The organism is Lentzea alba (assembly GCF_011067745.1).
Taxonomy (GTDB): Bacteria; Actinomycetota; Actinomycetes; order Mycobacteriales; family Pseudonocardiaceae; genus Lentzea; species Lentzea alba.
Genome location: NZ_JAAMPJ010000004.1, coordinates 90443 through 110971 on the forward strand (window position 1 = coordinate 90443; position 20529 = coordinate 110971).

At 68.5% G+C, this 20529-nt stretch carries 22 protein-coding genes; 6 read left to right on the forward strand and 16 right to left on the reverse strand.

Annotated elements, in window-relative coordinates:
* Positions 1 to 30: 30 nt before the first annotated feature.
* Positions 31 to 1419 carry a hypothetical protein gene (locus G7043_RS16070; RefSeq protein ID WP_166046480.1) on the reverse strand — a complete coding sequence of 463 codons (1389 nt, stop codon included), beginning with the start codon at positions 1417 to 1419 and terminating at the stop codon, positions 31 to 33.
* 171 nt (positions 1420 to 1590) lie between these two features.
* Here G7043_RS16070 and G7043_RS16075 point away from each other — a divergent pair, with 171 nt between their 5' ends.
* The gene (locus G7043_RS16075) at positions 1591 to 2145 is read left to right on the forward strand and encodes an EF-hand domain-containing protein (RefSeq protein ID WP_166046481.1); all 555 of its coding nucleotides are present in this window, start codon (positions 1591 to 1593) and stop codon (positions 2143 to 2145) included.
* A gap of 19 nt (positions 2146 to 2164) precedes the next feature.
* Here G7043_RS16075 and G7043_RS16080 read toward each other — a convergent pair whose 3' ends face one another.
* Complete coding sequence (locus G7043_RS16080) at positions 2165 to 3706, reverse strand: tannase/feruloyl esterase family alpha/beta hydrolase (protein WP_166046482.1); 1542 nt, start codon at positions 3704 to 3706, stop codon at positions 2165 to 2167.
* A gap of 118 nt (positions 3707 to 3824) precedes the next feature.
* On the opposite strand from G7043_RS16080, the gene G7043_RS16085 reads away from it, so the two are divergent.
* Both G7043_RS16085 and G7043_RS16090 read left to right on the forward strand, forming a co-directional pair.
* Positions 3825 to 5420 carry a serine/threonine-protein kinase gene (locus tag G7043_RS16085; RefSeq protein ID WP_166046483.1) on the forward strand — a complete coding sequence of 532 codons (1596 nt, stop codon included), beginning with the start codon at positions 3825 to 3827 and terminating at the stop codon, positions 5418 to 5420.
* 36 nt (positions 5421 to 5456) lie between these two features.
* Positions 5457 to 5927 carry a cupin domain-containing protein gene (locus G7043_RS16090; protein WP_166046484.1) on the forward strand — a complete coding sequence of 157 codons (471 nt, stop codon included), beginning with the start codon at positions 5457 to 5459 and terminating at the stop codon, positions 5925 to 5927.
* A 7-nt stretch (positions 5928 to 5934) separates the two neighbouring features.
* Here the strand turns inward: G7043_RS16090 and G7043_RS16095 are convergent, their stop codons facing one another.
* Together G7043_RS16095 and G7043_RS16100 are read right to left on the reverse strand one after the other, a co-directional pair.
* Entirely contained in the window at positions 5935 to 6132 is a 198-nt protein-coding gene (locus G7043_RS16095; RefSeq protein WP_166046485.1) for a ferredoxin, read from the reverse strand.
* A complete protein-coding gene (locus tag G7043_RS16100; protein ID WP_166046486.1) occupies positions 6129 to 7343 on the reverse strand; it encodes a cytochrome P450 in 1215 nt (404 codons plus the stop codon). Before G7043_RS16100 ends, G7043_RS16095 begins: the two co-directional genes overlap by 4 nt.
* A gap of 73 nt (positions 7344 to 7416) precedes the next feature.
* Here G7043_RS16100 and G7043_RS16105 point away from each other — a divergent pair, with 73 nt between their 5' ends.
* Positions 7417 to 8055 (forward strand): TetR family transcriptional regulator, encoded by a 639-nt coding sequence (locus G7043_RS16105; RefSeq protein ID WP_207311260.1) that lies wholly within the window; start codon positions 7417 to 7419, stop codon positions 8053 to 8055.
* Between the two features lie 480 nt (positions 8056 to 8535).
* Here the strand turns inward: G7043_RS16105 and G7043_RS16110 are convergent, their stop codons facing one another.
* Entirely contained in the window at positions 8536 to 8853 is a 318-nt protein-coding gene (locus G7043_RS16110; RefSeq protein WP_166046487.1) for a hypothetical protein, read from the reverse strand.
* Positions 8854 to 8977: 124 nt separating this feature from the next.
* On the opposite strand from G7043_RS16110, the gene G7043_RS16115 reads away from it, so the two are divergent.
* The gene (locus tag G7043_RS16115; RefSeq protein WP_166046488.1) at positions 8978 to 9643 is read left to right on the forward strand and encodes a hypothetical protein; all 666 of its coding nucleotides are present in this window, start codon (positions 8978 to 8980) and stop codon (positions 9641 to 9643) included.
* Here G7043_RS16115 and G7043_RS16120 read toward each other — a convergent pair.
* From G7043_RS16120 to G7043_RS16150, 7 genes are all read right to left on the reverse strand, one after another.
* On the reverse strand, positions 9627 to 10085 hold the full coding sequence (locus G7043_RS16120; RefSeq protein WP_166046489.1) for an SRPBCC domain-containing protein: 459 nt from the start codon (positions 10083 to 10085) through the stop codon (positions 9627 to 9629). The genes G7043_RS16115 and G7043_RS16120 overlap by 17 nt on opposite strands.
* On the reverse strand, positions 10082 to 10861 hold the full coding sequence (locus tag G7043_RS16125) for an SDR family oxidoreductase (RefSeq protein WP_166046490.1): 780 nt from the start codon (positions 10859 to 10861) through the stop codon (positions 10082 to 10084). The genes G7043_RS16120 and G7043_RS16125 overlap by 4 nt, the downstream gene beginning before the upstream one ends.
* Complete coding sequence (locus tag G7043_RS16130) at positions 10861 to 12009, reverse strand: sulfotransferase family protein (RefSeq protein WP_166046491.1); 1149 nt, start codon at positions 12007 to 12009, stop codon at positions 10861 to 10863. Before G7043_RS16130 ends, G7043_RS16125 begins: the two co-directional genes overlap by 1 nt.
* Positions 12006 to 13055 (reverse strand): DUF1214 domain-containing protein, encoded by a 1050-nt coding sequence (locus G7043_RS16135; RefSeq protein WP_166046492.1) that lies wholly within the window; start codon positions 13053 to 13055, stop codon positions 12006 to 12008. Before G7043_RS16135 ends, G7043_RS16130 begins: the two co-directional genes overlap by 4 nt.
* 59 nt (positions 13056 to 13114) lie before the next feature.
* Positions 13115 to 14902: an adenylyl-sulfate kinase gene (cysC, locus tag G7043_RS16140; protein ID WP_166046493.1), complete on the reverse strand. Its 1788-nt coding sequence runs from the start codon at positions 14900 to 14902 to the stop codon at positions 13115 to 13117.
* Positions 14902 to 15789 carry a sulfate adenylyltransferase subunit CysD gene (gene cysD / locus G7043_RS16145; RefSeq protein ID WP_166046494.1) on the reverse strand — a complete coding sequence of 296 codons (888 nt, stop codon included), beginning with the start codon at positions 15787 to 15789 and terminating at the stop codon, positions 14902 to 14904. The genes cysC and cysD overlap by 1 nt, the downstream gene beginning before the upstream one ends.
* Positions 15790 to 15896: 107 nt before the next feature.
* A complete protein-coding gene (locus G7043_RS16150; RefSeq protein ID WP_166046495.1) occupies positions 15897 to 16562 on the reverse strand; it encodes a 3'(2'),5'-bisphosphate nucleotidase CysQ in 666 nt (221 codons plus the stop codon).
* 72 nt (positions 16563 to 16634) lie between these two features.
* Between G7043_RS16150 and G7043_RS16155 the strand changes: the two genes are divergently transcribed.
* A complete protein-coding gene (locus G7043_RS16155) occupies positions 16635 to 17264 on the forward strand; it encodes a TetR/AcrR family transcriptional regulator (protein ID WP_166046496.1) in 630 nt (209 codons plus the stop codon).
* On the opposite strand, the gene G7043_RS16160 is transcribed toward G7043_RS16155, so the two are convergent.
* The 4 genes from G7043_RS16160 to G7043_RS16175 form a co-directional block, all read right to left on the reverse strand.
* The gene (locus tag G7043_RS16160; RefSeq protein ID WP_166046497.1) at positions 17251 to 17892 is read right to left on the reverse strand and encodes a hypothetical protein; all 642 of its coding nucleotides are present in this window, start codon (positions 17890 to 17892) and stop codon (positions 17251 to 17253) included. The two genes, G7043_RS16155 and G7043_RS16160, sit on opposite strands and share 14 nt — an antisense overlap.
* A gap of 78 nt (positions 17893 to 17970) precedes the next feature.
* Positions 17971 to 18498: a cysteine dioxygenase family protein gene (locus G7043_RS16165; protein ID WP_166046498.1), complete on the reverse strand. Its 528-nt coding sequence runs from the start codon at positions 18496 to 18498 to the stop codon at positions 17971 to 17973.
* Between the two features lie 15 nt (positions 18499 to 18513).
* Positions 18514 to 19509: a YeiH family protein gene (locus G7043_RS16170; protein ID WP_166046499.1), complete on the reverse strand. Its 996-nt coding sequence runs from the start codon at positions 19507 to 19509 to the stop codon at positions 18514 to 18516.
* 69 nt (positions 19510 to 19578) lie between these two features.
* Positions 19579 to 20487 (reverse strand): LysR family transcriptional regulator, encoded by a 909-nt coding sequence (locus G7043_RS16175; protein WP_207311262.1) that lies wholly within the window; start codon positions 20485 to 20487, stop codon positions 19579 to 19581.
* Positions 20488 to 20529: the final 42 nt, after the last annotated feature.

The following is a 20529-nucleotide window of genomic DNA, read 5'->3' on the forward strand; positions in this document are numbered from 1 at the left end:
CACACCGTCGGAACGCCGAGTCGGCGTCGTTCAGCCGCCCGCGCCGCCGGTCGTCGTCGCGGGGTTCGGCTTGCCCTTGAGATCCTTGGTCTGGAGGATCCAGAACAGAGCGAACTCCACGATCAGGCCGACCTCGACGTAGAAGATCGCGACCGGCCACTTGTAGATGAAGTGGAGCACCGCGGTGCTGAGCAGGGTGCCCGCCATGATGACGGCCACGACCAGGTACATCTGGTTGTAGCCGGGGTTGCCCCTCCTGCTCAGGTGGTTGCTCCAGACGACTCCGATGATGCAGGCGAACAGCCCGAACGCCGCGACTCCGTGGGCCATGTCCCTGGAGTTCTCGTGGAAGCACGCGAACCAGAAGATCGCGACGACCTCCGCGCACAGGCCTGTTCTGAGCCGGATCAACTCGTGCCGCCAGGCGGTCCGAGCCTTGTCGTCACCGTCCGGGGGCTTGGCTCCGTACCGCGCCAAGAGGGCCCAGAGGGTGGCGGCGAGTGCCACGACCAATAGCGGAAATACGTTGTACTGCACGACTTCCAGGCGGATGTCGTCGGACTTGCTGATTCCCGACTTGATGAGGCTTTCCGGACACCTGGGGTCGCCGGGCGCGGTTGGCACGAAAGCGACGATGAAGGCCAGGAAGCCGGCGGTGTCGAGAAGGATGTTCTCGATGTAGGTCGTGCCCTGATAGACGATGAGGCAGATGCCGACCGCGATCAACGTGCCCACGAACATCGGTTGCAGGGCAGTGTAGTAATAGGCGCTGATGGATCCGCGTATGCACCAGCACAGCGAGATGGTCCTCACCAGCAGTGCTCCGAGGAGCAGGATGACGAGTGCCGCCAGAGCTGCCCGCAGCGTGTAGTAGGTGCGGTCGATGCTGTCCTTGTTCTGGTACTTCTCGTGGTCGGCCGTTCGCTTCTTCAAGAACCGGTGGGCGGTCAGCAGTACCGGCACGAGAATCGCGATGGCGAAGAACGTGAATTTGCCGAGGCCCCACCACCACGCCGCGTCCAGCGCTGTTTCCAGCGGCTTGGTGTCGTTGAGCCAGGCCAGGATCGTGAGGTCTTCCACGAGGTCGCAGGCAGCGGCGGCGACAGGTACCACCAGCAGGACGGACTGCCAGAGGAACCGTTTTCTCGAGGCGCCCTTCCAGGTCAACGCCTTGATGTTCGCGATCAGCAGGGTGATCCCGTAGACGACCAGGAACAAGAAGTCGCGCTGCTGGAACGTCCGATAGGCCTCACGCTGCTCAGGCGTGAAGTTTCCCAGGGTTTTCAGGGCCTCGGCCCGGTCGAAGGCGATCTTTGTCTCGATCACCGCCTCCGCGGCGGAACTGACCCAGATGCCGGTCGCGATGGTCAGGGCAATAAGAACACCGAGGGGCAAAGCCCGAACTATTTTCGCTTTCATGTCTGCGGCCTCCTGTCGCACGGCCGGCGCACGTCCTCGTCGACTGCGCTTGACCGTGCATTCGCGGGCGTTTCAAGCCCTGTTATGGCCGTGACGAAATCGTTGCGCGACGTCACCCGAGTAGGCGACGTGGTTTGCGCTCTCCAGGCGGGATCAGCACAGTGCCTGGTCATGAAGCAGGTGTTGCGGCACAGGATCGACTCCACGTTCGCCCACTACGACGTCAACGGCAACGGCGTCATCGAGCTCGCGGACATTTACGCGTTGGCCAATCGCCTGCTGCGGGCGTTCGGCGAGCCGGCGGCCTCGGAGCGCGGCCGTGATCTGGTGGAGGCGTACGACCGGTTCTGGGAGGTGCTGGTCGACCACTGCGACGCCGACCGCGACGGGAAGATCGGGCCGGGGGAGTACCGCGAGGCCATGATCGAGGCGTTCGTCGACCACGGGCCGTTCGACGCGGACTTCCTCGAGGTCGTGCAGTCGTTGCTGGACATCGCGGACACCAACGGTGACGGCCGGGTCGACGCTGCCGAGTTCGGGGTGTTGTTGCGGGCGCGCGGGCTTGGTGAGGAGGAGTGCGGGATGGCGTTCGCGCACCTCGACACCGACGGCGACGGTGCGATCAGCGTGCAGGAATACGTTGCGGCCGTGCGGGATTACTACACGAACCCGGACGAGGACACGCCCGGCAGCTGGCTGTACCCGAAGGCGTTGCAGCACATCTGACGGGCGTGTCCAGCGGGCTCTAGCGGACGCAGCGGTAGCTCGACGCCGCCTTCGGGTCGCCGTGGGTGTAGCGGGAGAACTGCGGGTACGGGCACAGGTTGCGCTGGGTGTCGGCCGTCGCCGCCGCGAGAGTGGTGGGCGCCTTGCCCTTCTCGACCCAGTCGACGAGTGCGCCGAGCGGGTTCGTGGGCTGCGGGCCGTCGCCGCCGAAGCAGTGGTCGACGCCGGGAGCCGTGAACAGGCGGTAGAAGTCGTTGACGTACCCCATGCGCCGCTCGACCTGGTCGCGGTAGCCGAGCGTGCCGCCGGGCGGGATCAGCTGGTCGTTGGTGCCCACGAACGTGATCAGCTTGCCGCCCGAGCGCCGGAACGCGGACAGGTCGGGGTTCGAGGTGCCGATGACGTCGTCGAACTCGCGCACCGACTGGCGGAACAGGTCCCGGTACTGCTGGTAGGTGAGCTTCGAGGTGTCGAAACCGGGCTGCTTCAGCAGGAAGTTCTGCACCCACTGGGCCGCGACCGGGAAGCCGGGGCCGGGGGAACCGGGCAGCGTGCCCGCGAGCCACAGCGGGTCGGCGCCCTTCGGCAGACCGGGCCAGAGGGTGCGACCGCGTTCGTCGGTGGGGCCGTCCCAGATCTTGCGCATGACGTCGGCGTCGGCCTTCGTGACGACGATTTCGGTGCCCTCACACAGGATCTTCGCGCCGATGAGCTGCCTCGGGTCGTAGCTGCAGCGGTCCGGACGGTCGACGATGTTGTTGGTGACGCCGTCGTTCTTGTCGCAGGCCTCGATCGCGGCCTTGCGGAACGCGTCGAGCACGCAGTTGCCGACGATGTGCCCGTCCTGGTTCTGCACGATCTGCGGCCACAGGGTCGCGACGGCGAACTGGGTCCACTTCACGGCGGGCGCGTTGGCGAGGATGCCGTCGTAGTCGTCGGGGAACCGCTGCGCCTCGGCGTAACCCTGGCGGCCGCCGGTCGAGCAGCCGTTCCAGTACGAGTAGTTGACCGAACGCTGATAGTGCTTGCGCACCACGGACTTCGCGACGACGGCCGCCTCGTGCACCGAGCGGGTCGCGAAGTTGGTCAGCAGCGTCTGGTCCAGCTCACCGTTCTTGACCGCCCAGCTGGTGTCGAGTCCGGTCAGCACACCGGCGTCGGTGGTGACGGCGGTGTAGCCGTCCTTGACGGCCTGGACCAGCGGGGCACCGGTGTCGCCCGCGGCGTACGCGCTGCCGCCCACGCCCTGCAACCGGCCGGACCAGCCCGTCTCGGGGAGCGCGACGACGACCTCGACGTGATCGTCCGCGTGTGTGAGCGTCACGGTGATCTCGCAGTACGCCGGGACGTCGTGGATCGGCGGTGGCGCCGAGAGCGGGGTCTGCGGGAACTCGACGGTGCCGCCGGGGCGCCGGACGGCGTCGACGGACTCGATCTTGGCGCCGGCCGGGGCCGAGATCGTCAGGGGAGCGCAGGTCGGGGTGCTCGCGGACGCCGGCGCGAGTGGCGCCAGGCCGGTCAGGAGCAGCGTTGTGGCCAACAGCTTTGTCAGTCGTCTCACGCGGGCGACGTTAGGTTTCCGGGTTTCCCGCTCGCGCCCGTCACGCGACGCCACCGGTGTACGTCATCTCACCGGACCGGGTGACGGTGGCGGGTGATCGGCTGCGAGACTTCCGCCCATGCGTGAGGTGGGCAACGGGCGCTACCAGTTGATCCGCGAGCTGGGCCGGGGCGGCATGGGAGTCGTGTGGCTCGGCAAGGACGCCGTGCTCGGCCGTGACGTGGCGGTCAAGGAACTGCTGCTGCCCGGCAACGTTCCGGCGGACGAACGGGCCGTGTACCAGGAACGGGTGCTGCGCGAGGCGCGGATCGCCAGCCAGCTCGCCGATCCCGCGGTGGTCACCGTGTTCGACCTCATCTCCGAGCACGACGAGACGTTCATCGTGATGGAGCTGATCAACGCCCCCACCCTGGAGGAGTGCGTCGAGCTGGACGGCCCGCTCCGCGTGCGCGAGGCGGCGGTGCTGGCGGCGCAGCTGCTGGGCGCGCTGGAGGCGGCGCACTCGTCGGGCGTCGTGCACCGGGACGTCAAGCCGGGCAACGTGATGGTGCCGGGCAGGGGAACCGCGAAGCTCACCGACTTCGGCATCGCCCAGTCGCTGGACGATCCCCGGCTGACCGCGACCGGCACGTTGATCGGCTCGCCCGCGTACATGTCGCCGGAACGGCTCGCGGGCGGGCCCGCCATGCCCGCCTGGGACCTGTGGGCGTTGGGGGCCACGCTGTTCTTCGCCGTGGAGGGGCGTGGGGCGTTCGACCGGCCTACCACCTCCGCGACGATTCTCGCGGTGATGAGCGAACGGCCGGTGCCGCGCGTGACCGGGCCGTTGGGTGAGCTGATCACCGGTCTGCTGGAGCCCGATCCGGCGCGGCGGCTGGGTGTGGCGCAGGCGCACCGGTTGATCGAACGGGCGCTGGCCGGCGGCGAACAGCAGCTGACCGGGCCGGTGCTGGACGGACGGCCGACTGTGGCCAAGCCGATTCTCGGGGTGGGGTTTCAGAGCACGCCGCCGCAGGGCAGCGGGCCGTCGCAGGGCAGTGGGCACGTCTCGTCCGGGCCGATCAAGGTCGGCCAGTTCATCAGCGCCCCGCCCGTTCCCGTGCCGCCCCGCCGGAAGCGGTCGATCGGCCTGATCCTCTCGGCCACCCTGCCTCCACTGGTCCTGGTCGGCGCGATGGTCCTGTTGTACTTCACCGTGTTCAAGCCGCTGTTCAACACCATCGGCCTGACCGACGTCCCCGACAACACCCCCGCCAGCACCCCCGCGATGCAGCCGGTGCTGACCGCGGGCCCGGACGGCGACCTGAAGCACACCGCGTTCCTGGGGATGCCCAACTCCTGCCTGACCTGGATGCCCGTGAAGGACGCCCCGAAGATCGAGAGCAAGGACCGGGTCGGCTGCTACAAGGAACACGACGTCGAGCTGATGGACACCGTCCTCGCCAACTCCGAGCTGGAGAAGGACGTGCCGTACCCCGGCGTCGAGGAGCTGACGAAGATCGGCGGCAAGGGCTGCACGCGCACGTTCCTGTCGTCCGAGGTGAACGGCCAGGACAAGGAGAAGACGCTGCGGTACTGGGTGATCATCCCGACCGCGGAGGCGTGGAAGATGAAGACCACCGACAGCGGGTACCGCACCTCGGACCGGAGCATCTACTGCTTCGTGGGCAAGGCGGACGGCTCCAAGCTGGTCGAACCGCTGATGAAGAAGTAGCTGTCACAAATCCGCGCGCCACCGTGTCTACGGGGTATGTCCTATCCAGAGAAGGTCTACCACGGTGAAGGCGGCGAGGTCAGCGCCACTTTCCGCCCCGCGAGCACGCCGATCGACACCGGCGAGCCCGGCAACGGCATCCACTACCTGGCCACGACCGAGACCACGCGCGGCGAGTTCGGGCTGTACCGGGTCATGATGAAACCCAGGGCGGGCGGCCCGAGCACGCACTTCCACCGCACCATCTCGGAGTCGTTCTTCGTCCTCGACGGCACCTTGAGCCTGTTCAACGGCGACAAGTGGGTCGATGCGAAGGCGGGCGACTTCCTGCACGTGCCGCAGGGCGGGTTGCACGCGTTCCGCAACGACTCCGACGCACCGGTCGACATGTTGCTGCTGTTCACGCCCGGCGCCCCACGCGAGGAGTACTTCGAGATGGTCGCCAAGGTCGCGGAAGGCGACCTGGACGCCTTCCGCGACAAGCACGACTCGTACTTCGTGGACTAGAGGCGGACTAGGAGTCCTCGACGACGATGGCCGAGGCCGGGCAGACGGCCGCCGCGTGCTGAACGTCAGCCAGCCGTTCCGGCGGCGGGCTGGCGTCCAGCAGGGCCACCAGACCGTCGTCGTCGTTCTGGTCGAACACGTCGTCCGCCGCCAGCACGCACTGCCCGGCGCCGACGCACTTTCCCTGGTCCACCACGACCTTCACGCCGACCTCCAGGTGACGGGCAGCTCGGAGACGCCACCGGTGAGCGTCGCGCGGACCTCCAGCTGGTCGAGGTCCTTGGCCAGCCGCATCGAAGGCAGGCGGCGGGCCAGGGCGGCGAACACGACGCGCAGCTCGGTGCGGGCCAGCGAGGCGCCGATGCAGAAGTGCGCGCCGTGGCCGAAGCCGAGGTGTGTCCTTTCCGGACGGTCGGGGTTGAACTCCTCGGCCTCGCTGTACACCTCCACGTCGCGGTTGGCGGCGTTGATCGAAAGCACGACCGCGTCACCGGCCTGGATCGTCACACCCGCGATGTCGACGTCCTCACGCGCGTACCGCAGCAGACCGAGGTCGCCGGGCGCGCCCAGGCGCATGACCTCCTCCACCACCGCGTCCACCCGGCCGTCCGGGTCGGCGACCAGGGCTTCCCAGCGCGAACGGTCGGTGAGCAGGAAGAGCACGCCGAGGCCGATGCGGTTGACGGTGGTCTCGTGGCCCGCGAACAGCAGGCCGACGCAGAGCCGGACCATCTCCTCGTAGTTGAACGACGGATCCTCGGCCTGGGCGCGGACGAGGTCGGAGATCACGTCCTCGCCGAGCTGTCCGCGTTTGCCCTCGACGAGCCCGACCATGTAGCGGAAGAACTCCTCGCGCGCCTTGTGCGCGTCCTCGCCGATCTGGGTGCCGGCCATGCGTTCGGACAGCGACGCGAACTTCTCGTTGTCCTCCTCCGGCACCCCGAGCAGCCGGCAGATCATGGCCACCGGCAACGGGAACGCGAGCCCGCGGTGCAGGTCGACCACGCCGGTGGACTCGTGTTCGGCGACGAGCCGGTCCAGGTAACCGTCGACCAGCTCCTCCATGTTGTCGCCCAGCATCCGCATTCGCTTGGCGGAGAACGCGGGCGTCAGCAGGCGGCGCATGCGGACGTGGTCGGCTTCCTCGGTCGCGTACTCGCCGGTCGGGCCGTCCTGCACGGCGGCGGTCGAGATGCGCGAGGCCTTCTCCGGTTCCGGGTGGGAACGGCCGAACCGCTTGTCGCCCAGCAGGAGGCGGACCTCCTCGAACCGGGTCACGAGCCAGGCGGGATCACCGGCGGGCGTGGTGACGGGAGCGATCGGCGCTTCGCGGCGCAGGACCTCGTAGAGCGGGGCGAGCTCGAGGACGTTCGGCCTGGTGAACGGCAGCTGAAGACGTTCGGTGGTGGTGCTCATGACTCGACCGTAGCGTTTGTTGGCACTCTCTGCCACTAATTGATTCTGCACGGTGACATGCTTGAATCGCCCCATGACGGACGTTGTGGCAGAAAAGCCTCGCCGGGGCCGGCCGCCGGTGAGCGACGAGCAACGTCAGCGGCAGCGCATGGACATCTCGCGGCACGCGGTGCGGTTGTTCACCGAGCAGGGTGTGGCCGCCACCTCGGGGGAGCAGATCGCGCAGGCCGCGGGCGTCTCCGAACGCACGTTCTGGCGCTACTTCCCGCACAAGGAGAGCTGCGTCGAGCCGCTGCTCACGAAGATGGTCGACGCCTTCTGCGTCGTCCTGCTCGCCTGGCCGCCCGAACTCGAACTGATCGACCACCTGCGCGAGACCTACAGTCCGCTGCTGGACTCCGCGACCGACGAGGACATCGAGGCAGTGCTCGCCGTCGTCCGGCTGACGCACGGCGAACGGGCGTTGCGCGCCGCCTACCTCATGCTGCGCGAACGGGCGGAGGACGCGCTGGCGGAGGTGCTCGCCGAACGCATGGGCAAGCCGCGGGACACCATCGACGTCCGGGTGCAGGCCGCGGCCATGAGCGCCGTGCTCAAGGTCGCCACCGACGACGTCGCCCGCGCCTCGGTCGCGGGCATCACGAGGAGCACCCTGGACGGGCACCGCGAGCAGATCGCCACGGCGCTGCGCGGTCTGTCGCAGATGCTGTAGCGGACGCGGCAGGCCGCCAGAAGTTGTGTCCGTTACTCGCTCGGCGGACCTGCGCCGGGCCGTGATGGCGTCTGCAAGTACCGCCAACTCACCATCGACAGGCACTTTTCTACTACCAACATGCCTGTTCTGGACGCAGGGCGCGGCGACGCTTCGACGGGTCACGGACGGTTGGGTGTAGTCCACGGCGATTCGATCAAGAGTTGGTGGTGAGCTTTTTCCGACTTGTTCGTGCTGGTCCGCGATGTTCCCTCACCAGCAGATGGCGAGTTGGTAGTAGCAAACTGCCGACGCAAGCGTTTGCTGATCACGTCAGCTACTACCAACTTCCCTCACCAACACCATGAGAGCGCGACCAGCCCGACACTCCCGTTCCGACGGCATGACCAGCTGAAACAGGATGGAAAAGGCTCGGTACTTGCAGACGCCACTTGGCGCCAACGAGACCCTAGGTTTCGGACAAGAGTTCTGGCCAGGTGCTTAGGGCGCGTCGAGGTTCGCGAACGCCATGAGGAACAGCAGGCCCAGCGCGAGGACGACCAGCATGCCGATCGATCCCAGCAGCATCATTCCGGAGCCGATGGATCGCCACGGAGCCTCGGCGGTGAACCTGACCAGGGCACCGACGACGATGGAGCCGATCGCGGTCCAGACGAACGCGTTCGCGTACTCACCGCCGTGCCAGCCGATCGATGCGAAGGAGTCGTACCGGTAGGCGAACGCGATCAGCGCGAGCAGGGCGAAGGGGAAGAGGAAACCGGCCAGAATGGCGCCCCGCCGGCGGTCGAGTTTGGTCACGCGTAGAGCGTGCGCGAACGTCCGAGTGCACGCCATCAGTACAACTACTCAGCGCAGAGAAACAGCGTGATCTCGGACCACGGTCCGATGTCCGTCGCCGGGTCGCTTCCTACGGTTGCCAGGTATGAGGGTTCTCGCGTTGTTGGCAGGTCCGCTGGTGTGGCTGGCGGCATTGCTCGTGCGGCATCTCGGGGTGGAGACGGCCGGGTTCACCGCCGCCGAACGCGCTCGGTTCGACGCCGAGCCGTTCGCGGCACCTGAGCAACTGGCCGCGTACGCGCGACTGCCGGAACTGGTCACGGCCGGGTACGCGCTGTTCGCGTTGGCCTCGATTCTGTTGTGCGGCACGGTGATCGTGTTCGCGCGGGAGATCGGCGGCCGGCTGGCGCTCGTCGGCGGCGCGTTGCTGGTCGCGGCGCTGTTCGCGCGGTTGTACTTCTCCGGGGTAGACCTCACCGCGTTCGAGCTCGTGGATCGACTCGGGCTGGAACAGGCCACCTCGCTCACGATGGAGTCCTATGTGGACCTGTCGTACGGGTTGTGGCGCATACCGGTGACGGCGTCGGCCGGGTCGATCGTCGGCGCGGTGCTGCTGGCGGTCGCGGGGTGGCGTGCCGGCCGCTTGGGAGTGGTGCGGTGTGCGCTGTTGCTGTCGTTCGGGTGGGTGTTCATGGGGGTGCTGAAGGAGGCCACGCTGGCCGGTGTGCTGTTCGGGGGAGTAGCGGCGGTGGTGCTGTTCGGCTGGTGGGCGGTTCGGCGTTCGAGGAACCCGGTCACGGTGTCAGTGTGAGCGCGGCGACCCGGTCGCGCAGCGCGTGGGCGACGGAGTCGAAGCCGTTCTTGACGTACGCGCCCTGCGCGGCGAAGACGGCCTCCGCGTACTTGCCGGTGAACGTCTCGAACGTGTGGTAGCTGCACCTCTCCGCCCCGAGCGGTGTGATCAGCTGGTCGCGCACGCCGAGCAGGCCCGGGAACGTGTCACCGGTGTCGTAGCGCAACAGCCGCGGCGGGTCGACGACGCGGATGTACTCACGGCTGACCCACGTGCCCTCGCTGCCGTCGGGCTTGGGCAGGGTGAGGTCGATCGGCGAGTCGACGGCCAAAGTCGTGTCCACGGCCCGGGTGTACGGATTCCACTGTGGATAGTTCGGGTAGTCGAGCAGCACGCTCCAGACGAACGAAGCGGGCGCGTCGATCTCCACGGTCACGGATTCGATCACCAGTGCGCTCATGCCGGCATGTACTCCCCACCGTTGACGTCCAGGACGGCACCCGTGATCTCGGAAGCCGCGCGGGACAACAGGAACAACACCGCACCGGCGCAGGCGTCGTCGGTCGGGATGCGGCCGAGCGGGTTGCGCGCGGCGATCTCGTCGTAGACGTCCTGCTCGCTCACCCCGCGCGCGTTCGCGGTGAGCTGCAGGTAGAAGCGCACGCCGGGGCCGTCCAGCCAGCCCAGGACGGCCTGGTTCGCGCGGATGCCGTGCTCGCCCAGTTCCAGCGCCAGGAACTTGGTCGCGGTCGCCATCGCCGCTTTCGCCACCGCGTAACCGGCCTCGCCGCGCAATGGCTTGCGCGTGGCCATGGTGCCGATGTTGACGATCGAACCGCGCCCGGCCGCCTTCATGTGCGGCACCACCTCGCGGGTCACGTTCAGCGCGCCGTGCAGGATGATGTCCATCGACCGGCGGATCGCCTTCTCCGGCGTCTCCAGCAGGTCGAAGAAACCGGGGTGCCCGAACGCCGAGTTCACCAGGCCGGTGATCGTGCCGAACCGGTCGACGGCGGTCCGCACCAGGTTCGCCACGTCCTCGGGCTTGCGCACGTCGCACTGCACGCCGACGGCCTCGCCACCGGCAGCCGTGACGTCCTTCTCCACCTGCTTCATCACGTCGGCGGACCGCGCGGCCATGACGACCTTCGCGCCCTCGGCGGCGGCGCGGACGGCCAGTTTCGAGCCCAGGCCGGGGCCGACGCCGGTGATCACCACGACCTCGTCTTGGAGCATCACAGGTAAACCTCCGAGTAGAAGGCGAAGTCACGCTGCAGCTGGTCCTCGGAGAGCCCGAAGTCCGGTGGCGCGTAGGAGTGCGAGCCGTGCCGTTCGGTGCGGTTCTGCTCCAGGTAGGCCTCGAACGCGGCGTCGTCGGCGGGCCCGGCGGGCAGGCCCAGCGCGTCGAGCACCTGGCGGGCGACCTCCAGGGGTTTGCTGACGGTGTCGGCGAACCGCACGTCCACGAACCGGTCGGGACGTTCCGCGCGGGCCGCGGCGAAGTCCTGCAAAGTCCGCGCGAACCGACGGGACCAGTACTGTCCAATTCGGACCGGATCGGCGTTCTCGCTGTACTGCGACGACATCGCGCGCACCATCGAGGCGTACGACGGCACGGCGTTGACCGGCGAGCGGTGCGTCATGACGATCTTGCAGTCGGTGAACTCGCTGAGCACCGTGTCGACCGCGGTGAGATGGTGCGGTGACTTGAGAATCCAGGGGCGGTCGCGCCCAGGGCTCTGCCACTGCAACACCTGCAGCCACTCGTGCAGCTCGCGGTACGCCGGGCGTTGGTCGGCCGACCGCAGCCAGTCGCCGTACGTGGGCACCCAGTAGAACGAGTCGAAGCTCATCGACACGAACGTCCGGTCGAGCAGGATCACGTCCTCCTCCGGCCCGTCCCACACGACCGTGTGCAGGTCGCCGAAGTCGGGGGAGAGCTGGGAGAACATCTGCATGCGTTCCTGCGCACGGCGTTTGCGCACTTCGGCGTCCGGTCCCTCGCCGGGGAACGGCAGGGGGTACGCGACCTCCCACGACAGCGTGGAGGTGAGCTGGGGTGACGCGGCCAGCAGCCGGTGCAGCAGCGTCGATCCGGTGCGCGGCAGGCCGCAGATCTCGGCGGCCACCCGCACTTCGACATCGAGGACCGACGGGTTCTGACGTTGCAACTCGCGCAGCCGCAGGCGATCGGCCAGCAGCGCGGTCAGCCGGTGCTTCGTGAGCTCGAAGCCCAGCGGTGACAGCGCGGCCTCGGTGTTGAGGCTGGTCACGAGCACGTCCAGCGGTTCGCGGAACCAGTCGTCGCCGAAGTCCGAAAGCCCGGTCTTGGCCGACGCCTTCGCCAGCAGCTCCTCGACGTTCAACGCGGTCGTCACCGTCATCGAATCTCCTCCAGGGGCACCACGCGGCACTTCGGGATCGGGTGGTCGGTGGCACCGAGCCAGCGCAGCAACGCGGTGCCGGAGCTGTGCCCGCAGGTGTCGATCCAGTTCCCGGCGCCCGGATCGCGTTCCGCCACCACGATCGTCAGCCGGCCGTCGTCGAGCCTGGCGGTGTGCTTGTTGACGGTGATCTTCCGGCGGTGGTCGAGCGACTCCATCCACCAGTTGTCCAGCTGGAAGTTCCAGTACGGGCAGTCCGGCACCTCGGTCTCGATCACCCACGCCTCACCTGGCCGCAACGTCCAGTAGCCGTGCAGGTAGAAGATCTCCGGATCGCCGCCCGCGCGCTGGAACATCTCCTGGCCGAAGTCGGGGAGCTCGTTGGGGCGCGCCATGAACGTACGCGTCCAGTGCGCGAACGTGGCCGCGGTGCCGTGCACGGACAAGGCCGCCCGCCCCAGTGCTTTGCTCAAGAATTCCGGGGTGAGCCCGGCCGGTTCCGCCGGGCCGTCGATCTGCTCGATGTGCCACGAGCCGGGCACTTCGCTGGCCCGGTCCAGATACGTCTGGCGCACCACGAGTCCGGTCGAGTCCGGCGCCAACGGCAACCAGTTCCCGCTCTGCTCGGCCGCGCTCGCGATGATCTCCACCGTGCCGTCCGGCGCGATGGTCAGGTCGGCGTCGGACAGCTCGCCGGTGGACGCCATGGTGCCGTCCTTGGCGTACCGGTTGGCCTTGGAGCCGATGCTGAAGTACGCGATCGTGCCGCGGGTGCCGGTGATCCGGTAGGTGCGGTCGCCGCGGATGTTCGCGGACAGGTAGACGTTGTCCGGGTTGTCCGCGCCGATCTTCACCAGGTCGAGCTCGTGGAAGCGCGGGAAGTCGGGATCGGCGTTGTCCAGGCAGGAGTAGAGCATCTCGCGGGTCAGCCGGGCGAGATACCGGTAGCCCTCCGCGCGGTCCAGCGGGGTGTCCGGGCCGGAGAGGACCACCTCACCGGCTTTCTCCAACGCCTGGCAGAACCTCGACCACGCCTGATCCGGCACGACAACCCTCCCGAATTTAGAACGTGTTCTAGTGGAACGTACACGATTCTGGACAACGTTCAACAGACGCCGAGCGTGCGAAGTCCGGCCACCACGACCTCGGCCGCCGCCTCGGGGCTGAGTGCCGTCGTGTCGAGCCTGACCTCGGGGTTCTCCGGTGGTTCGTAAGGTGAGTCGATGCCGGTGAAGTTCGGCAGCTCGCCTCTGCGGGCTTTGCGGTACAGGCCCTTGGGGTCACGTTGCTCTGCGACCTCCAGGGGTGTGTCGACGAAGACCTCGCAGAACTCGTTCTCGCCGACGAGCTCCCGGGCGAGCGCCCGCTCGGCGCGGAACGGCGAGATGAACGAGACGAGCACGATCAGGCCCGCGTCGACCATCAGCGCGGCGACCTCGGCGATGCGCCGGATGTTCTCGACCCGGTCGGCGTCGGTGAACCCGAGGTCGGAGTTCAGCCCGTGCCGCACGTTGTCGCCGTCGAGCAGGAACGTGTGCCTGCCCTCCGCGTGCAGCGCCTTCTCGACCAGGTCGGCGATGGTCGACTTGCCCGCGCCGGACAGTCCGGTCAGCCACACCACGCACGGCCGGTGACCGTTGCGCGCGACCCGTGCCTCTTTGTCCACGGTCAGGTTCTGCCAGCGCACGTTCGTCGGGCTCAGCGCGAAGTCGATCATCCCGGCGCCGACCGTGGCGTTGGTCAGCCGGTCGAGGACGACGAACGAGCCGAGGTCGCGGTTCGTCCGGTAGCTCTCGAACGGCACGGGTGCGTCGAGGTGCACCTTGTCGACGCCGATCTCGTTGAGCTCCAACGACTTGGTCGCGGTGAACCCGACCGTGCGGGCGCCGATCTTGGCCAGGTACTGCCGGCCGGGCAGCAGACCGTTCTCGTTCAACCACACCAGGTGCGCCTGGAACGTGTCGGCGACGCCCGGCGGGTCCGCGGCCGCGGCCAGCACGTCACCGCGGCTCGCGTCCACGTCGTCCGCCAGCACGACGGTGACCGACGACCCGGTCGGCGCCGCGGCCAGGTCACCGTCCATGGTGACGATCCGGTCCACAGTGGAGGTTCGGCCGCCGGTGCAGACCGCGTCACCCGCACGCAGCGTGCCGCGCAGCACCCGTCCGGAGAAGCCGCGGAACGACGCGTCCGGCCGGTTGACCCACTGCACGAGGAACCGGGACGGGCCGTCCGGTGCCGAGCCCGCGTCGACCGTTTCGAGCCACTGCAACAGGGTTGGCCCGTCGTACCACGGAGTCAGCTCGCTGCGGCCGACCACGTTGACGCCCTCGGTCGCCGACATCGGCACGCAGGTGATCTCGGCGAAGCCCAGGTCCGCGGCGAACTCCGCGAAGGCGGCGCAGACCTCGTCGAACAATTCCCGCGAGTAGTCGAGGAGGTCGAGCTTGTTCACGGCCAGTGCAACGTGCCGAATGCCCAGCAGGGAGACGATCCGCGCGTGCCGCCGGGTCTGGCTGAGCACGCCCTTGCGTGCGTCCAGGAGAATCACCGCGGCGTCGGCGGTGGACGCGCCGGTGACCATGTTGCGGGTGTACTGCTCGTGGCCCGGTGTGTCCGCGACGATGAACCGCCGCGCCTCCGTGGCGAAGAACCGGTACGCCACGTCGATCGTGATGCCCTGCTCGCGTTCTGCCGCGAGCCCGTCCACCAGCAGCGCGAAGTCCAGCTCACCGCCGCGGGTGCCGACCCGCCTGGAATCTGCCTCCAGCGCGGCCAGGTGGTCCGCGTACAGCAGTTTCGACTCGTACAGCAGCCGGCCGATCAGCGTGCTCTTGCCGTCGTCGACGCTGCCGCAGGTGATGAACCGCAGCAATGATCTCTGGAGCTCCATCAGAAGTACCCCTCCCGCTTCTTGCGCTCCATCGACCCGCTCTGGTCGTGGTCGATCAGCCGACCCTGTCGTTCGGACGTGGTCGCGGTCCGCATCTCCTCGACGATCTCCGTCACCGTGCGGGCCTCACTGCGCACGGCACCGGTCAGCGGATAGCAGCCCAGCGTGCGGAACCGGACCAGTTCCTCGCGTGGTTTCTCGGACAACGGCATGCGGTCGTCGTCGACCATGATCAGCATGCCGTCGCGGTCGACGACCGGTCGTCGGGCCGCGAAGTACAGCGGCACCACGGGAATCCGCTCGCGCTCGACGTAGCGCCACACGTCCAGCTCGGTCCAGTTCGACAGCGGGAACACCCTGATGCTCTCGCCGGGCGCGACCCGCGTGTTGTAGAGCCGCCACAGCTCGGGCCGCTGGTTCTTCGGATCCCACTGGTGCTGCGCGGTCCGGAACGAGAACACCCTTTCCTTGGCGCGGGAGGCTTCCTCGTCCCGGCGCGCGCCGCCGAACGCGACGTCGAACCGGTGCTCGTCGAGCGCCTGCCGCAGTCCCTGGGTCTTCCACAGGTCGGTGTGCCGCGCGGAGCCGTGGTCGAACGGGTTGATGCCCAGCGCGACGCACTCCGGGTTGCGGTGCACGATCAGCTCCAGCCCGAGCTCCGCGGCGGTCCGGTCGCGGAACTCGATCATCTCGCGGAACTTCCACGTGGTGTCGACGTGCAGCAACGGGAACGGCGGCTTCGACGGGTAGAAAGCCTTGCGCGCCAAATGGAGCAGCACCGAGCTGTCCTTGCCGATCGAGTACAGCAGCACCGGGCGCTCGCTCTCCGCCACGGCCTCGCGGAAGATGTCGATGCTGTCGGCTTCGAGTTGGTCGAGGTGGTTCACGTGAGCACCCCCGCGAGTTCCGGGCGGCGGATCAGCAGGTCGGGCGGTCGTGGGTTGGGCTGGTGGTAGATGAGCGGCGCTGTCGGCTTCGAGCTGGTCCAGGTCGTTCACGTGAGCACCCCCGCGAGTTCCGGCCGGCAGATCAGCAGGTCGGGCAGCCACGGATCGGGCTGGTTGTAGGCGAGCGGCCGCCCGTCGACGCGCGAGGTGTGCAACCCGGCCGCGCGGGCCACGTAGACCGGTGCGGCCGAATCCCACTCGTACATCCCGCCCGCGTGCAGGTAGACGTCGGCCTCGCCGCGCACCACGGCCATCGTCTTGGCGCCCGCGCTGCCCATCGGCACCAGCACCCCGTCGATCGCCTCGGCGACCCGCTGGGCGAACTCGGGCGGGCGGGTGCGGCTGACCACGATCCTGGGCTGCCGGTGCGCAACCCGTTGGCTCTGCCGCAACGCGGGCACCGCGACCGCTCCGGCGACGAGCTCACCCCGTTCCCAGAGGGCCACGTGCACCGCCCAGTCGGTGCGGCCGGGTTCGGCGTACTCGCGGCTGCCGTCTAGCGGGTCGATGATCCACACCCGGTCGGCGGTCAGCCTGCGGGGATCGTCGGGCGCCTCCTCGGACAGCACCGCGTCCCCCGGCCGGTGCTCTTCCAGTTGGGCCGCAAGGAAGTCCTGCGCGATGCGGTCGCCATCACCCGGCCGCACGCTGATCAGCAACCGGCCCGTCTCACTCGCCAAGCGTCTCGCCAACTCACCGTCGGTCTCCGCCATGCGATCGACTGTAGGGCCAAACCGAACAACGTTCAATATACTTCTGAACGTTGTTCAAAGTAGAGTCGGGGCGTGAGTTCCGAACATGCCAATCTGAACAACACAGCCTGGGGAGACGCGGAAGGCAGGCGGCGCGACATCCTGTCGTCCGCCGAGCTGATCCTCGAGGAACAGGGCTACGCGGGCCTGACCATGCGCGCGATCGCGGTGGGGGCGGGCGTCAGCTCCGGCACCGTGTACCAGTACTTCTCCGGCAAGGAGGACGTGTTCGCGGCGTTGATGGAACGCCGGCTGGACGAGCTGCAGCGCACGCTCGCGACGGTCGACCGCGGCCTCGGCATCGCCGGTGTGCTGCGCGAGATCGAGCCCCAGGTCACCGACCTGTGGCGGCGGTTCGGCCGGTCGGCCGCGCAGTGGGAGGCGAAGGTGCTCTCCGGTGGCCGCCGCGGCAAGGAGGTCGCCGGGTCCGCGCAGGACTACCGCAAGACGATCAAGGCGCTCGGCAGGGCGTTGCACGAGACGGCGGAAGTGAGTGAGCAGGCGCTGATCGACGATCCGGCGCTGCCGCACTGGGTGTGGGACTCGCTGATCGGGCTGGCCGACGACCTGCTGTTGCAGGGCGCGCGGAGCAACCGGGTCAAACCCGCTCAGCTGATCGAGTTCGCGACCGGGGCGATCGAGCGCGGGATCATTTCCCGCTGACGAGCGAGTCGAGCGTGGCGTTGCCGTGCTCGCCGCAGTGCCGCCGCGACGCGTCGAGTGTGGCCGGTTTGCTCGCTTCGTCCGGTCTGCCCACCTGGCCGAACAGCCGCTTCAGCAGCTCGACCTGTTCGTCCAGGCCGACCCGCAGGAAGTCGCTGCACGTCGAACGGACGGTCAACCGGTCGTCCTGCGGCATCAGGTCCACCGGACCGAGCACGAACAGCAGCGCGACGATGATCGCGAGACCGCCCGCGATGATGGCACCGCTGGACGACGTCTTGCGCGGGGCGAGCCACGCCTCAGCCTGCTCCACGAACGGATCGACCGGACTGAGCTCGGTGTCGACCCAGAACTCGAAGTTGTCGCTCCCGGTCACGTCGAACTGGACGTGACCTGCGGCGATCAGGATGCGCACGACCTCCTTGCGTGCGAACGAACCCGTCCAGAACGGCTCCGGCCGTACCAGGACCAGCCGGTCGGCCAGCAGGAACACCACGTCGCGCTCGCCGCGGGCGAGCCGCTCGGTCTGGCCCGGCTGCACGACGGTGCCCGCCAGCCGTGCCAGCACCTGGTCGCGTTCGCGCTCGTCGAGAGCCTGGGCGGCCGTCGACCACAGATCGGGTTCCACGTCCCTGCTATCGCTGCATCCCCGGACGTTGGTTAGCAACCGGAACCGATGTTCGTCCCTTTGGCTCTGAACTGTTGCCTAACGCTGGACCGGGAGGTCGTACCGGCGCCGGATGCTGGTGCCGAGCAAACCGATGTCGGCGCCGTAGACGTGGATCGAGATCGAGGCCGAGTCAGAGCTGTTGCACACCTTGTGGATGTCTCCGGGCGGCACCAGGTACGACGCCACGCCCTGCGGAGTCCGGTTCGTGCGCAGTTGAATCAGGCGGTCGCCGGCGAGCCGATAGGTGGTCTCTTCTTCTTCGCCGACGTACGTGCCGACGACGCACCACGACACGTGGTCGTGGATGCACGTTTCCTGACCCGGCAGCCACACGAGGGCAACGACCGAGAAGCTGCCGTCGGGTTCCACGTGCAGCACGTGCTGGCGGTAGTGGTTCGGGTCGGGCTCGCGGTGTTCGGGGTCGAGCAGCCGCGGATCGGAGAGGTGCCTGGTCAGGGCTTTGGCCACCCGTGCGGCGACGGCGTGGTCGGTACCGCCGGCGGTCACCGCGGTGCGGATGTCGCCGACCAGAAGCGCTGCGGTGGGTGAGAGCAGACGAGGCATGGGTCACTCCTTCGCTCACATGATCAACAAGGCTCCGGAGAGTGCGACCGCGGCGATCAGCACCGTGGAAAGCAGGCCGAGCGTCAACGCGGGCAGACCGGAACGGACGAGAGAACGCAGGCGCACGGCCGTGCCGAGCGCGAACATGCCGGCGGCGAGCAACAGGTTGTCCACGAACGTCGCGGCCGACAGCACGACGTCCGGCAGGAGATCGGTGGCGCGCACAGCCGCCATGACGAGGAATCCGACGACGAACAACGGCACGAGCGGCGGACGCTTGCCCGCGTCCGGGAACCTGCGGCGTTCGGCGATGCTCACCGCGGCGAGCATCGGGGCCAGCAGCACCACCCTGGTCAGCTTCACCGCCACGGCGATGGCGAGCGCGCCGGTGACCGGTCCGGCGGCGGCGACCACCTGGGCCACCTCGTGCACGCTGCCGCCGGCCCACACGCCGTAGCCGGCCGGAGACAGGCCGGTGAGCGGGAACAACGCCGGCAGGCTGAACATCGCGACAGTGCCGAAGAGAGTGACCAGGCCGAGCGCCTTGGCGACGTCCTCCTCGTCCTGCTCGCGCACGCCGTTCATCGCCGCCACGGCCGACGCGCCGCAGATCGAGAACCCGGTGGCGATCAGCAACGACAGCCCGTCGCTCACGCCGAGCACCCGGCCGAGCCAGCGGGTCACGGCGAACGTCACCACCACCGCGGCGACGGCCACCGCCAGCACGCCGTAGCCGAGCGCCAGCACGTCCCGGATCACCAGTTTCAGCCCGAGCAGCACGATGCCGATCCGCAGCAGGCGGCGTCCGGCGAGCTTGATGCCGGGGGCGAGCGACGGCGGGAGCGTGACGACGTTGGCCACGACCGCGCCGAGCAGCACCGCGGCGGTCAGCGCGCTGACCGAGGGCAGCAGCCAGGAGACGATCATCGCGACGACGACACCGCCGGCGACCACGGTCAGGCCGGGTACCGGTGAGTCGGTCGCGCGCGCAGTTGTCCTGATGCTGCCCATAACAGCCACCATGACCGCAATGACCTATGCGCAGAAGATGGCCATTGCTTGGTGGGTCATAAGCCGCCGTTATACGTCGGGCCGTTGGGACGCGGTGATCAACGCGTCCACGGTGGCGCGCACGATCGGCAGGCGGATCAGGTCGGGCCAGGTGTAGAGGGCGGTCTGCCGGTGCGCGCAGGCCTCCACGTCGACCGTGGTCAGGCCGGGGTGCCGCAGGAACGACAGCACCAGCCGCGGCACGAGCGCGACGCCCAGCCCGGCGCTGACGAGGCTCTGGATCGCCAGGTTGTCGTCGGTGGAACAGGTGATGTCCGGGGTGAACCCGGCCTCGGCGCACGCCTGGTCGAGTGCGTGCCGGCACCGGGGACAGCCCGCGATCCAGCGTTCGGTCTCGGTCTCGGCCAGCGACACGCTGCCGCGCCCGGCGAGCCGGTGACCGACGGGCACGAGCAACGCCATCGGTTCGCGCAACAGCGGCACCCGCAGCATGCCCGCGACGGCGGCCTCGTCCTGCGGCTCACCCTCGTAGCTGAAGCTGATCAACAGGTCGGCCGCACCGCGCCGGAGCAGGGCGAACGAGTCGGGCGGCTCCTCCTCGACCAGTTCGAGCCGCAGGTGGGGACGTTCTTCGGCCAGGATCGCGGCCGCCGCCGGCACGAGCGAGACGGTCGCGCTGGGGAACGCGCAGATGCGGATCGTGCCGATGTCGTGCGTGGCGATCGCGCTGATCTGCTGGTGCGTCGCCGCGAGTTCGTCCAGCAACGCGGCGCCCCGTTCGGCGAGGATGCGACCGGCCTCGGTCAGGTTCAGGCCGCGGCCGGTGCGCACGAACAACGGGCCGCCCACCTGGCGTTCCAGCGCCCGCATCTGCTGGCTGATCGCTGGCTGCGTGCAGTGCAACTCCCGCGCGGCGGCGCTGAACGACCCCGTCCTGGCGACGGTCGCGAACACCTCTAGCTGGCGGGTATCGATCACTTTCGCACTGTATGCCGGATCGGCCGCCGCGGAAGGACGGCC